13 protein-coding genes, 1 tRNA gene and 2 pseudogenes are annotated in these 11,243 nt (G+C 64.9%); 9 read left to right on the top strand and 7 right to left on the bottom strand.

The window, feature by feature from the left end; genetic code table 11:
- A pseudogene (locus IVA82_RS07295) lies at positions 1-311 on the top strand (hypothetical protein); the annotation flags it as partial.
- A 49-nt stretch (positions 312-360) separates the two neighbouring features.
- Here IVA82_RS07295 and IVA82_RS07290 read toward each other — a convergent pair.
- The gene (locus IVA82_RS07290; RefSeq protein WP_247389079.1) at positions 361-987 is read right to left on the bottom strand and encodes a hypothetical protein; all 627 of its coding nucleotides are present in this window, start codon (positions 985-987) and stop codon (positions 361-363) included.
- A gap of 228 nt (positions 988-1,215) precedes the next feature.
- On the opposite strand from IVA82_RS07290, the pseudogene IVA82_RS07285 reads away from it, so the two are divergent.
- Positions 1,216-1,458, top strand: a pseudogene (locus tag IVA82_RS07285) (acid--CoA ligase); the annotation flags it as partial.
- Between the two features lie 35 nt (positions 1,459-1,493).
- Positions 1,494-2,132, top strand: coding sequence for an RraA family protein (locus IVA82_RS07280; protein ID WP_247389078.1), 639 nt, complete (start codon positions 1,494-1,496; stop codon positions 2,130-2,132).
- Between the two features lie 77 nt (positions 2,133-2,209).
- On the opposite strand, the gene IVA82_RS07275 is transcribed toward IVA82_RS07280, so the two are convergent.
- Both IVA82_RS07275 and IVA82_RS07270 read right to left on the bottom strand, forming a co-directional pair.
- Positions 2,210-2,503, bottom strand: a complete 294-nt coding sequence (locus IVA82_RS07275; RefSeq protein ID WP_148741828.1) for a GYD domain-containing protein — start codon at positions 2,501-2,503, stop codon at positions 2,210-2,212.
- Between the two features lie 139 nt (positions 2,504-2,642).
- Positions 2,643-2,993, bottom strand: coding sequence for a VOC family protein (locus IVA82_RS07270; RefSeq protein ID WP_247389077.1), 351 nt, complete (start codon positions 2,991-2,993; stop codon positions 2,643-2,645).
- Between the two features lie 160 nt (positions 2,994-3,153).
- Here IVA82_RS07270 and IVA82_RS07265 point away from each other — a divergent pair.
- A tRNA-Arg gene (locus tag IVA82_RS07265) sits at positions 3,154-3,230 on the top strand.
- Between the two features lie 122 nt (positions 3,231-3,352).
- Positions 3,353-4,492 (top strand): amidohydrolase/deacetylase family metallohydrolase, encoded by a 1,140-nt coding sequence (locus tag IVA82_RS07260; protein ID WP_247389076.1) that lies wholly within the window; start codon positions 3,353-3,355, stop codon positions 4,490-4,492.
- Between the two features lie 16 nt (positions 4,493-4,508).
- Here the strand turns inward: IVA82_RS07260 and IVA82_RS07255 are convergent, their stop codons facing one another.
- Positions 4,509-5,654, bottom strand: a complete 1,146-nt coding sequence (locus IVA82_RS07255) for an acyl-CoA dehydrogenase family protein (protein ID WP_247389075.1) — start codon at positions 5,652-5,654, stop codon at positions 4,509-4,511.
- 140 nt (positions 5,655-5,794) lie between these two features.
- Entirely contained in the window at positions 5,795-6,739 is a 945-nt protein-coding gene (locus IVA82_RS07250) for an SDR family NAD(P)-dependent oxidoreductase (protein ID WP_247389074.1), read from the bottom strand.
- A gap of 74 nt (positions 6,740-6,813) precedes the next feature.
- Here IVA82_RS07250 and IVA82_RS07245 point away from each other — a divergent pair, with 74 nt between their 5' ends.
- Both IVA82_RS07245 and IVA82_RS07240 read left to right on the top strand, forming a co-directional pair.
- Complete coding sequence (locus IVA82_RS07245; protein ID WP_247389073.1) at positions 6,814-7,464, top strand: TetR/AcrR family transcriptional regulator; 651 nt, start codon at positions 6,814-6,816, stop codon at positions 7,462-7,464.
- 25 nt (positions 7,465-7,489) lie between these two features.
- On the top strand, positions 7,490-8,167 hold the full coding sequence (locus IVA82_RS07240; RefSeq protein WP_247389072.1) for an alpha/beta family hydrolase: 678 nt from the start codon (positions 7,490-7,492) through the stop codon (positions 8,165-8,167).
- 3 nt (positions 8,168-8,170) lie between these two features.
- Here the strand turns inward: IVA82_RS07240 and IVA82_RS07235 are convergent, their stop codons facing one another.
- Positions 8,171-9,145, bottom strand: coding sequence for a ketopantoate reductase family protein (locus IVA82_RS07235; RefSeq protein WP_247389071.1), 975 nt, complete (start codon positions 9,143-9,145; stop codon positions 8,171-8,173).
- 173 nt (positions 9,146-9,318) lie between these two features.
- Here IVA82_RS07235 and IVA82_RS07230 point away from each other — a divergent pair, with 173 nt between their 5' ends.
- Positions 9,319-10,122 carry an enoyl-CoA hydratase-related protein gene (locus IVA82_RS07230; RefSeq protein ID WP_247389070.1) on the top strand — a complete coding sequence of 268 codons (804 nt, stop codon included), beginning with the start codon at positions 9,319-9,321 and terminating at the stop codon, positions 10,120-10,122.
- A 13-nt stretch (positions 10,123-10,135) separates the two neighbouring features.
- Here IVA82_RS07230 and IVA82_RS07225 read toward each other — a convergent pair whose 3' ends face one another.
- Entirely contained in the window at positions 10,136-10,405 is a 270-nt protein-coding gene (locus IVA82_RS07225; RefSeq protein ID WP_247389069.1) for a hypothetical protein, read from the bottom strand.
- A 603-nt stretch (positions 10,406-11,008) separates the two neighbouring features.
- Between IVA82_RS07225 and IVA82_RS07220 the strand changes: the two genes are divergently transcribed.
- Positions 11,009-11,243 (top strand): transposase (locus IVA82_RS07220; RefSeq protein WP_247493223.1); only part of this gene is annotated, 235 nt, incomplete at its 3' end.

The raw sequence follows: 11,243 nt of genomic DNA, 5'->3' as shown, positions 1-11,243 counted from the left end.
TCGAACAGGGTAAATGGCTGCGGCAGGTCGTCACCGGCTACTTCAACGACCATGCGGTGCCGACCAACAGTCGGGCGCTCAGCGCCTTCCGCTTCTTCGTCATCGAACTCTGGAGACGCACGCTCCGGCGCCGCAGCCAGACCGATGGCATGAGGTGGGAGACGATCAGTCGCCTCGCCTGTGACTGCCTCCCCAGGCCCAACATCCGTCATCCTTGGCCGCGAGCACGCTTCGCCGTCACTCACCCGAGGTGGGAGCCGTATGCGGGAAAGCCGCACGTACGGATCTGTGCGGGGGGCGCTCAGCAATGAGCGTCCCTACCGCGACCGCTGCGCTCGCAATGACGGTTGTGGGCGCCGCTCACCCCTTCTTCGCCGGCTTGCCGGGCGCCGGGTTGAATAATATCTTCTTCAACTCGTTCAATCCATCCGACAGCCGCGGCCATTCGCAGGAGAACGAGCCCTTGACGCAGGGCGCGCCCTTGGGCCGCGATCGCGCGTCGCCAGCCACCGCCTGCTGGACTTTCGGCCGTTCGACCGGCACGGGCACGCGCGCGACCTCGGTTCGCAAGGCGACCTGCTGGAGCTGTTGCTGCTCCTGCTGCTCGCGCTGCTGCCGCGCGGCCGCTTCCGCTACATTGCTGCGGCGCTGGTTGGCGAGATAGGCGGTGTAGGATTCGTCGATCTTCTTCTGCTCCTCCGGCGTCGGATTGGGCCCGGCGATGTCGAAGGTGCGATCCTGGAGGAAGTCGTAATAGCTGTAGCCGCCGCCTGCCTTGCGTCGGCCCGCGAACTTGGCATTGCACTCGGCAAGCGCGGCCGTCTTCTCGGCGGTGGTCGCGGCTTTCTCGGCGGCGTCGGCGCATTCCTCGAAATCGACCGGCGCCCGCTTCCACCATTGGGCATGGGCATGCGGCGGCGTCAGCAGAAACCCTGCTGCGGCAACGAGAGGCAGCGCCGCACGACGCGATGCAAACACGGACGACATTCTACGAGAGCATTCCTTCCAAAACTCAACCCGGACTGAGTCGGGCCTGATTTTTGCCCGTTTATCGCCGCCTTGTCACCCGTGGAACCCATCAATTTCCGGTCTGTGTTGCTGACATTTTTTGCTTGACGTGGCTCGGGAGTCACAGCGCCGGGCCGGCCGGCTGTTACACTTCGCCACGTGACCGTCTCATCATGAGGCGGCGCCAAGAACACGAAGTGGAAACGCTCGATGCTTGAGCCGGAGCCAGATGCAGGCGGGCAGGCGATCGCGGACGGCATGGCGGACTGTCCTGAAGGACAGGCTCAGTCGATACTGGCATCCCGAGAGCTTCGAGATCGTCAGCGCCCGCCGCGCGATGATTCCGGAAAAGTTCGCCGCACGCTGTTGCGCGATGAGCGCGCGGCGTGGATGAAGGAGGGGCGGGCATTGCGCATCATGCCGTCCGAGGCGCGGGCGCACGCCGACTAGCCGACTAAGAGACATCACGGAAGGACTGGACTTTCATGACCGTTACCATCGCTGCGAGCAGCGTGCCGAAGTCGCCGACCGATATCATCGAGGGATTCAGGAATGCGCCGACCTCGATCATTTCCGATAATCTCGCCCGGCTGCCCGGCGCGGTGGGGCTAAAATCCTATCATGGCGGCGGCAAGCTGGTGGGGGCGGCCTTCACGGTGCGCACCCGTCCAGGCGACAATCTCGCGATCCACCGCGCGCTTGAGCTGGTCGGGCCCGGCGACGTCATCGTGGTCGATGGCGGCGGCGACGAGACCCGGGCGCTGGTCGGCGAGATCATGAAGAACATCGCGCAGTGGCGCAAAGCGGAAGGCTATGTGATCGACGGCGCGATCCGGGACGTCGCGGCCTTCGCTGCGGACGACTTTCCCTGCTTCGCCCGCGCGGTGATCCACCGCGGGCCCTACAAGAACGGTCCCGGCGAGATCAACGTGCCTGTTACGATCGGCGGCAGCGTGATCTCGCCCGGCGACATCGTGGTCGGCGACGAGGACGGCGTGGTGTCGTTTCCTGCCGCGACCGCCGCGGCACTGCTGGAGGCGGTGCGCGCCCAAATCGTGCGCGAGGAGGAAACGCTGAAGGCGATCCGCGAGGGCCGCTATCAGGGCTCTTATGGGAAGTCATAATCAAAGCAGGGCAGCGCCGGGCACGCCGGCCGACGTCACGGCCGGCATGATCCGGTGCGCTCGTGCGGGCTTGAGCGTCAGAGCATCTTGCCGACGATCTTTGTCATATCTGCTGCCGAAAACGCGCGCAGCGTTTCGGTGCGGACATTGCCGAGTGCGCTGAGACTAAGGCTGAGCGACATCGCGGCAGCCTCATCTGGAGCCTCGAGAACGGTTACAATATCATACCGTCCTTGCGTCCAGACGATCTCTTTCACGGTCACGCCGAACGTTTTGGCCATCTCCTTGAAGGCCTCGGCCCGCTTCGGCGAGTCCTTGACGTTCCGGACTCCCTGATCAGTGAAGTTTCCCAGTACGACATAGGTTACCATGGTCGTCCTCCCTGGTTAGAACCCAGATAGAATTCTCGCTTGAGGAAACCGCGCCGAGCTTGCCACAACGGCTGAGACATCGCTACTTGCGCGTTGGGAGCGTCAGTGGATGTGACTTATTCGGTCAGGACAACTTCGGTCAGGACAACGGCCGCGCAAAACTGAGCTCGTGACCATCGAGGTCGGTGAGATGAAAGTAGCGCTCGCCCCATTCGGCATCGCGGGGCGTGGTGCTCGGCTGCCATCCCGCTGCCAGCGCGCGTTGGTAGAGCGCGTCGACGTCGGCGACGTAGAAGATGACGCGTCCCCACCAGGACCAGCGCTTGTCCGGCTGCACAGTCAGATTGAGATAACCCGTGCCGGCGCGGAAGCTCGTGAACGGCGCAGCCTCACCGCCGTGCAGGATCTCGAATCCGAGCGAGCGGTAGAACTGCACGGCACGGCGCATGTCGTGGATGGCGAGAGTGATGGCGCTGATGCCCTCGATCATGATGGCGGCTCCTAACCAGAGTTTGGGCTCGGAGCCGATTGTACAGCCGCCAAGTGCAGGTTGACGATGAGCCGAGCGGCAGATTGCCGGCCCGCCTTGCGGCTGGCGAACTGCACTCTGCTCTGCTATGAGGGGGCCGAATCCGCCGAGCGGGTTCCGCGGTCCCGTAGCTCAGCCGGATAGAGCGACGGTTTCCTAAACCGTAGGTCGGAAGTTCGAGTCTTCCCGGGATCGCCAGTTTTCATGGGCCGCCGTCGCAGTTCGCCGCGCCCGCCGGCGCGAAAATTGCTAGAAGCGAACCACTTCCTTCCTGGCCCGGCACCTGCCGCCACGCCTCACTGCCCCATCCGGAGACGACAATGCCTTTCGACTTGATCCTGCGCGGCGGCCGTGTGGTCGACCCGTCCCAGAAGCTCGATGCCGTGACCGATGTCGCCTTTGCCGGCGGCAAGGTCGCTGCGGTCGGCAGCGGGCTCAAGGCGGATCCGGGCACCGAAGTGCGCGACGTATCGCAGCTGATCGTGACGCCGGGTCTGATCGATCTCCACACTCACGTCTATTGGGGCGGCACCTCGCTCGGCATCGATGCCGAGGAGTTTTGCCGCACTTCCGGCGTCACCACCGCGGTCGATACCGGCAGTGCCGGACCGGGCAATTTTGCCGGCTTCCGCAAGCACGTGATCGAGCCGAGCCAGGTCCGCATCCTCGCTTACTTGCACGTCTCCCACGCCGGCATCTTCGGCTTCTCGCACCGGATCATGGTCGGCGAGAGCGAGGAATTGCGGCTGATGAACCCGATCGATGCGGCCAAGGTGGCCGATGCTAACCGCGACATCATTGTCGGCATCAAGGTGCGCGTCGGCCTGCACGCCTCCGGCACGTCGGGGATCGTGCCGCTCGATATCGCGCTCGAGGTCGCAAATGAGGTCGGTATGCCCTTGATGGCGCATATCGACCATCCGCCGCCGAGCTACGAGGACGTACTGGCGCGCCTGCGTCCCGGCGACGTGCTTACCCATGCGTTCCGGCCGTTCCCCAATACGCCGGCGACGGCGCAGGGCACGGTGAAGCGAGCGGTGCTGGATGCGCGCGAGCGCGGCGTGCTGTTCGACATCGGCCACGGCAAGGGCTCGTTCGCCTTCAAGACCGCGCGCGCGATGCTCGCCAACGGATTTTATCCGGACACGATCTCCTCCGACATCCATCTGCTCTGCATCGACGGCCCGGCCTACGACCAGGTGACGACCATGTCGAAATTCCTGTGCATGGGCATGGAGCTGTCGGATGTGATTGCCGCATCGACTGTGAATGCGGCCATGGCGCTGCGGCGTCCGGAGCTCGGCAGCCTCAAGCCGGGCTGCGTCGGCGACGCCACGCTGATTTCGGTGAGGGAAGGCCAGTTCGATTATGAGGACGTCGTCGGCGAGCACCTGATCGGCGACCGCAAGATCGTCTCCGAAGGTGTCGTCATCGGCGGGCGCTGGTGGCATCCGAACTGATCGGCGCGTCCCAGAGCTACAAAGCCCTAGCAATCAGCAGCTTCATGATCTCGTTGGTGCCGCCATAGATCTTCTGGATGCGGGAATCGATGAAGATGCGCGAGATCGGGTATTCCTGCATGTAGCCGTAGCCGCCGAACAGCTGGAGGCACTCGTCTGCGGTCTCGACCTGCTTTTCCGAGCACCAGTATTTCGCCATCGACGCGGTGACAGTGTCGAGATCCTTTGCGACCAGGCGCTCGATGCACCAGTCGACGAAGACGCGCGCGATCATCGCCTCGGTCTTGCGCTCGGCGAGCTTGAAGGCGGTGTTCTGGAAGTCCATCAGCGGCTTGCCGAACGCTTTCCGCTCCTTGGTGTATTCGGTGGTGAGCTTGATCGCGCGCTCCATCGAGGCAACGGCGCCGACCGCGAGCGCCAGCCGTTCCTGCGGCAATTGCTGCATCAACTGCACAAAGCCCTGGCCTTCCTCGCCGCCGAGCAGGTTTTCCGGCGGCACGGTGACGTCGTCGAAGAACAGCTCGGACGTGTCGGAGGCGTGCAGCCCGATCTTGTCGAGGTTGCGCCCGCGCTTGTAGCCGTCCGCGCCTGACGTCTCGACCACGATCAGCGAGATGCCCTTGGCACCGGCATCGCCGGTGCGCGCGACCACAATGACGAGATCGGCGGCCTGGCCGTTGGTAATAAAAGTCTTCTGGCCGTTGATGACGTAGGAATTGCCCTGCTTCTTCGCTGTCGTCTTGACCGCCTGAAGATCCGAGCCGGTGCCGGGCTCGGTCATTGCGACGGCGCCGACCATCTCGCCCGAGGCCATCTTCGGCAGCCAGCGCTTCTTCTGGTCCTCCGAGCCGTAGTTGAGGATGTAGTGGGCGACGATGGCGCTGTGCACGGAGACGCCAGTCGTCAGTTCCGGCACCGTACTTTCGAGATCCTCCAGCACCGCGGCGTCGTAGGCGAAGTTCGCGCCTAAACCGCCGTATTCCTCGGGAACGCTCGCCAGCAGCACGCCCATCTCGCCGAGCCCGCGCCAGGCAAAGCGGTCGACCATCTTCTGCTCGCGCCACTTTTCGGCATGCGGCGCCAGGTCCTTGGCGAGATACTTCCGGAACTGGTCGCGGAAGACATCGAGCTCTTCGGTCATCCAGGAGGAGCGGTAGGACATGGCGGCCTCGATCATTGCTGGCGATGTGCCCGCTCAGCCGTGCCACAAGGCCAGACGCGGACGCAAGCCCGCCGCGTTGCTACGCCAGCCGAAGCTGCCAATGATTGTGTCTTGAGGCTGCGCCGGCAGCCGGCAGATGCCTATCCCGCCTGCGCGGTTTTGCCGCCGTCGACGACGAACTGACCGCCGGTTGTGTAGGGATGATCGTCCGAGGCGAGCATCAGTGCGAAGGCCGCGATCTCCTCTGCCGTTGCCACGCGCTGCATGCCCGGCACATGGGCTTTGGCCCATTGCGCGATGGCCACGTGCCAGGCCGCATCGGGGAGATTTTCCATGCCAGCGAGCCGGCGGATGAATGGCGTGTCCGTGGTGCCGGGGATCAGGGTGTTGATGCGGATGCCGTATTGGGCATATTCGAGCGCCGCGGCCTGAACCATGCCGACAAGCCCGCGCTTGGCCGCGGAATAGGCCGAGCGGTTCGCCGTCGTGGCGACGGCGTTGGACGACGAGGTGACCACGATTGAACCACCCTTCTGCAGCATGTGCGGAATCTGGTACTTCATCGACAGGAACACGCCGCGCAGGTCGGTATTGATCACGTCGTCGAATTCGGCGGCGTTGTACTGATGCAGCGGTTTTTCTATGGAGATGCCCGCATTGTTGAAAGCCACGTCGAGGCGGCCATGAAGCTCGATCGTCTTGTCGACCAAGGCCTTGACCTCGGCCTCGTTGCGGACGTCGGCCCGGATGAAGGATCCACTGCCGCCGGCCGCTTTGATCTCGTCCTCCACCCGGGTCCCGCGCTCGACATTGCGTCCGCAGAACACGACGTTGCCGCCTTCGGCGGCGAACATCAACGCGGCGGCGCGGCCGATGCCCGAGGTGCCGCCGGTCACGATGATGGTCTTGTCGGCGAAGCGCCGCCTGCCGCTCGGCTTCTGCTGCGGCAGCGTTGCGCCCTGACCGAGCGCCATGCCGCCGGCAAGTCCGCCGATGGCGCTCGCCAGCATGCCCAGCGCGGCGCCGCCGACCAGATGACGCCGCTTTACGCGGGAGGGCGCGGTGTTATGCTGCATTTCGGTCATTTCGAACTCCCGGTCGATCGATCTAAACAGTGTTAAGATAGATAATTTGCAATCTGAACAGTGTCAAGATACGCATGACGAAGCCGAACGCGCGCGCCAAGCCGAGCCACAGGGTTCCGAAGCCCGAAGCCGGCTATCATCATGGTGAGCTTCAGGAGGCCCTGATCGCAGCGAGCGAGGCCATTCTTGCCGAGCAAGGCGCCGAAGGTTTCACGTTGCGCGAGGCCGCCCGCCGCGCTGGCGTGTCCCCGGCCGCACCCTCGCATCATTTCGGCAATGCGCAGGGCCTGCTGACCGAGGTGGCGATCCGCGGCTATGAGGCGCTTGCCGGCGCGCTGCGGGATGCTGCGTCCCGTAGGCAGGGTGCGCGCGAAAAGCTTCACGCCCAGGGCATGGCCTATGTCGAGTTCGCGCTGAAGCATCCCGGCCGCTTCCAGATGATGTTTGCCAACAAGCGCCTCGTCGCGGACGATGCGCGTCTGGCGCAGGCGAGCAGGGCGGCCGGCCACGAGTTCGAGATCATCATCGCCGAACTCGTCGGCGGCACTGCGAAGGAGGCGAAGACCGCGGCCGCGGCGGCCTGGTCGACCGTTCACGGCTTTGCCAAGCTTGCGCTCGAGGGGAAATTCGGCCCGCTGGGGAGCGAGGCCGGATACCGCGAGATCATGACGACGCTCGATCGTGTCCTGAATTATCTCTGGCCGGCGAGCAGCGCGCGGCGCTAAGTGCAGATTGAGGGTTGAACGCGTCATGACCGCCAGGGCGACAGAGCTCAAGCTCGACATCGAGCGCATCGGCAGCGTCTCGGCGATCCTGACGCAGCCGGACAAGGCGCGCGCCTGTTACGTCCTTGCACATGGTGCCGGCGCCGACATGCGGCATGCGTTCATGGAAAAGATCGCGGCCGGCCTGGCGAACCGCGGCATTGCGACGTTTCGCTTCAATTTTCCCTATATGGAGAAGAAACAGGGGCGTCCCGACCAGCCGGCGGTCGCGCACGCCACCATCGGCGCGGCGGTCGCGGAGGCGGCGCAGCTGTGCCCCGGCGTGACGCTCGTCGCGGGCGGCAAATCGTTCGGCGGACGCATGACGTCGCAAGCGCAGGCCAATGCCCCGTTGCCCGGCGTAAAAGGGCTCGCCTTCCTCGGCTTTCCCCTGCATGCCGACGGCAAGCCGTCGACCGAGCGTGCCGAGCACCTCGCCCGCGTCACCATCCCCATGCTGTTCCTGCAGGGCACGCGCGATAAGCTCGCCGATCTCGGCACCCTCAAGCCGGTCCTCGCGGAGCTCGGTCCGAGGGCGAAGCTGCACGAGATCGCAGGCGGCGATCACTCCTTCGCGGTGTTGCGAAAGTCCGGCCGCAGCAACGAAGAGGCGCTGGAGGAGGTGCTGAATGTGCTCAGGGCCTGGATCGACGAGCTTGCCTAGAGCTCACGCCGAATAAAGCCCCTTGTCGCGCGCCTTCTGAATGGCGAGCGCGGCGATCAAATCGAGCGTCGGTGTCGACAGGCCGGCGGCGCGCGCGAAGGCGGCGGGCGCCTTCACCAGCACGTCGATCTCCATGGCGCGGCCGAGCTCGTAATCCTGCAGCAGCGACGGCTTGTGGTTGGGGGCGGGACCGCTGCGTGACACGCGCTTGACCTCGGGGATGAAGTGCTGCGCGATCGCGTTGGCTTCGTTCAGCATGCGCGGAATAACCTCGGCAAAAGCCGGGTCGTCGCGCACGCCCCGCGCGGTCTGGCCGGTGAGCAGGCACAGCACCGACAGCGACATGTTGGTCAGCAGCTTTGACCAGATCGCCTCGCGGATCTCGGCCACCGGCGGCGATTCCAGCCGTGCATCGTTGAGAACCCCGCGTAGCTTGGTGATGCGCTCGCAATTGCGGTCGTCGCATTCTCCGACCAGCAGGCGGTTGCGATCGGGCGTGAGGTTTTGCACCACGCCCGGCGCGATCACCTCGTTGGAGGAGAAGACCACCCCACCGACGATCCGTTCTTTCGAAATGCAGGCGCGCAGCCGTCCACCCGGGTCGAGGAAGGAGATGTCGGGCGGGGTCGGGTGCCGCGGCGGCAGGCCAATCCCGTACCACCAGGGAATGCCGTTCTGGGCGAACACGATCGCGGTGTCCTCGCCGATCAATGGTTTGAGGCTGGCGACGAGCCCCTGAAGCGCGGTGGCCTTCAGCGTGCTGATGACGACGTCCTGCGGTCCGAGCTGGGCCGCATCGCCGGTGGCGTTCACCTTGGCGCTCACCTCGGAATCGCCGACGCGCAGCTTCAGGCCGCCCGCGCGCACCGCTTCGAGATGCGCGCCCCGCATCACGCACGAGACCTCATGGCCGGCACGGGCCAGCCTGACCGCGATGTGGCTGCCGACGGCGCCCGCGCCGAAAATGCAGATGCGCATGGTGTGATGTCCCGTTCCTGATCGCTTTGCCTGGTCCCTTGGCTGCCGCCCGGCTCCAGCATGGCACAACCCGCCATGCGATGGACGCGGCCGCCCTACGACGGAAAGATATGGATCGGGGCGCGCGGTCTCGGCCATAGTGCGCGGCAAATGAAACGACCGGAGGATCGCCGATGACTGCCAGCCCCGTCCTGTGGACCCTAGATGAGCGTGGCGTCGCGACCGTGACTTTGAACCGTCCGGAGGTGAACAACGCCTATGACGGCGCATTGATCGCGGGCGTGCTCGCGGCCATGGATGAATTGGGCAAGAAGCCCAACCTTCGCGTCGTCGTGCTCAGGGGCAACGGCAAGCACTTTCAGGCCGGCGCCGATCTCAAATGGATCAACGGCGTGCGGCTGCAATCCGCCGAGGCGAACGAAGCGGCGTCCCGCGCGACGTTCGAGGCGGTGCAGCGGCTCAACACCTTGCCGATCCCGATCGTGGCATTGGTGCATGGCGGCTGTTTTGGCGGCGGCACCGGCGTTATCGCCGCCTGCGATGTCGTCATCGCAGCCGACAATGCCCTGTTCTCGATCACTGAGGTGCGCTGGGGCCTAACCGCCGCGATCATCATCCCGCAACTTTGCGACGCCATCGGCGTGCGCCAGGTCCGCCGCTACGCACTTACCGGCGAACGCTTTGGCGCCGAGGATGCCCGCCGCATCGGCCTCGTGCACGAGGTGGTGCCGCTCGCCAATCTCGAAGCCGCCGGCGCAAAGGTGGTCGAGCAACTGCTCGCCAACGGGCCGGAGGCGATGGCCGAGACCAAGCGGCTCGCGCTGGAGAGCTCTTTCGGCGGCATGGCGGTGGACGATGCCGCGTATGCGCGGCTGGTTCACCTGCATTCGCTGAAGCGCCAGAGCGCCGAGGCGGTAGAGGGGTTGGCGTCGTTTGCCGAGAAGCGGGCGGCGAATTGGACGAGCGGCAACGGCTGAATGCGCGCGCCGCTCAGCAGCCGCGGCATATACCCTGGATGCTGCGGTAGACGGCTTCGTCGTCCTGCCGCATCGGCCGCGCTGATTCGAATGCCTTGCCGTTGTCAATCGGCACGGGCTTGCGCTTCGCCGCGAGTTCTTCCTCCTGCCGCTTGTAGCAGGCCTCGCGATCGGGCTTGGCCTGGCTGAAGCGGCAGTTCTGCTCCACGGCTGCGGCAGGCGCGGCTGAGACGGCGAGTGCGATCAAGGCAGGCAGGAAGAACTTCGCGAGGGTCGAATCCATGGCGGCCCTTCTCTCAGGTCCGCCGATGAAGGGCAACTGCAACCTTTGAAAGCAGCTTGTAGATCCTATGGGGTGGCCAACTCACCCTGGAGGATCAACGATGCGTACTGATCACACTGACGCACCCGCCGGAAGCGAGTATGCCACGATTTACTTGGCTTTCGAACTGAGCAAAGCGAAGTGGCAGCTGGGGATAATGATGCCCGGCGCCGAGAAGATGCGTCGTTACCGGATCGATGGCGGGGACATGGCGGCGCTATCTGGCGTGCTTTTGCGGGCTCGAGGGAAGGCCGCGCAGGAGGGCAAGCCGGTTCGTATCCTGTCCTGCTATGAGGCGGGTCTCGACGGTCATTGGCTGCACCGCGGGCTGAGCGACAATGGGATCGTCAATCACGAGATCGATGCATCGAGCATCGAGGCCGTTGAAGCCGAGCTTCCTGTCGGATCTCGACAAGCTGCGCACCGGCGACGGGGCGCGCTCTGCCGCCGCGACTACGCGATGAAATTCGTCGCGAGCATGAGCGGCTGCTGCTGGTCTGCAAGCAGATTAAGACGCTGGAAGCGGAGAACATCGCCGCCCATAGCACGCCGGCCAAGGGCTCGGTGGAGGCGAAGGCCGTTCAGCTTGCCCAGCTGCAAGCCATTGGACCGCAGATCGCCCAGGTTCTGGCCAACGAGGTGTTTTATCGCGACTTCAGGAACCGACGGCAGGTCGGCAGCTGTGTCGGACTGACCGACACACCCTACGACAGCGGCGCCAGCCGGCGGCAGCAAGGCATCAGCAAGGCCGGCAATCATCGCGCGCGAACGAGCGCGATCGAGCTCGCCTGGCTGTGGC

The sequence above is a fragment of the Bradyrhizobium sp. 142 genome, from assembly GCF_023074015.1.
Lineage (GTDB): Bacteria > Pseudomonadota > Alphaproteobacteria > Rhizobiales > Xanthobacteraceae > Bradyrhizobium.
This window is presented reverse-complemented; position numbering and strand designations above follow the sequence as displayed.

Coding starts and splice junctions, on each gene's coding strand:
- IVA82_RS07275 (WP_148741828.1), bottom strand. CDS start 2,503: ATGGTAACCTATGTCGTACTGGGAAACTTCACTGATCAGGGAGTCCGG.
- IVA82_RS07270 (WP_247389077.1), bottom strand. CDS start 2,993: ATGATCGAGGGCATCAGCGCCATCACTCTCGCCATCCACGACATGCGC.
- IVA82_RS07245 (WP_247389073.1), top strand. CDS start 6,814: ATGACGAAGCCGAACGCGCGCGCCAAGCCGAGCCACAGGGTTCCGAAG.
- IVA82_RS07250 (WP_247389074.1), bottom strand. CDS start 6,739: ATGACCGAAATGCAGCATAACACCGCGCCCTCCCGCGTAAAGCGGCGT.
- IVA82_RS07240 (WP_247389072.1), top strand. CDS start 7,490: ATGACCGCCAGGGCGACAGAGCTCAAGCTCGACATCGAGCGCATCGGC.
- IVA82_RS07280 (WP_247389078.1), top strand. CDS start 1,494: ATGACCGTTACCATCGCTGCGAGCAGCGTGCCGAAGTCGCCGACCGAT.
- IVA82_RS07235 (WP_247389071.1), bottom strand. CDS start 9,145: ATGCGCATCTGCATTTTCGGCGCGGGCGCCGTCGGCAGCCACATCGCG.
- IVA82_RS07260 (WP_247389076.1), top strand. CDS start 3,353: ATGCCTTTCGACTTGATCCTGCGCGGCGGCCGTGTGGTCGACCCGTCC.
- IVA82_RS07290 (WP_247389079.1), bottom strand. CDS start 987: ATGTCGTCCGTGTTTGCATCGCGTCGTGCGGCGCTGCCTCTCGTTGCC.
- IVA82_RS07225 (WP_247389069.1), bottom strand. CDS start 10,405: ATGGATTCGACCCTCGCGAAGTTCTTCCTGCCTGCCTTGATCGCACTC.
- IVA82_RS07255 (WP_247389075.1), bottom strand. CDS start 5,654: ATGTCCTACCGCTCCTCCTGGATGACCGAAGAGCTCGATGTCTTCCGC.
- IVA82_RS07230 (WP_247389070.1), top strand. CDS start 9,319: ATGACTGCCAGCCCCGTCCTGTGGACCCTAGATGAGCGTGGCGTCGCG.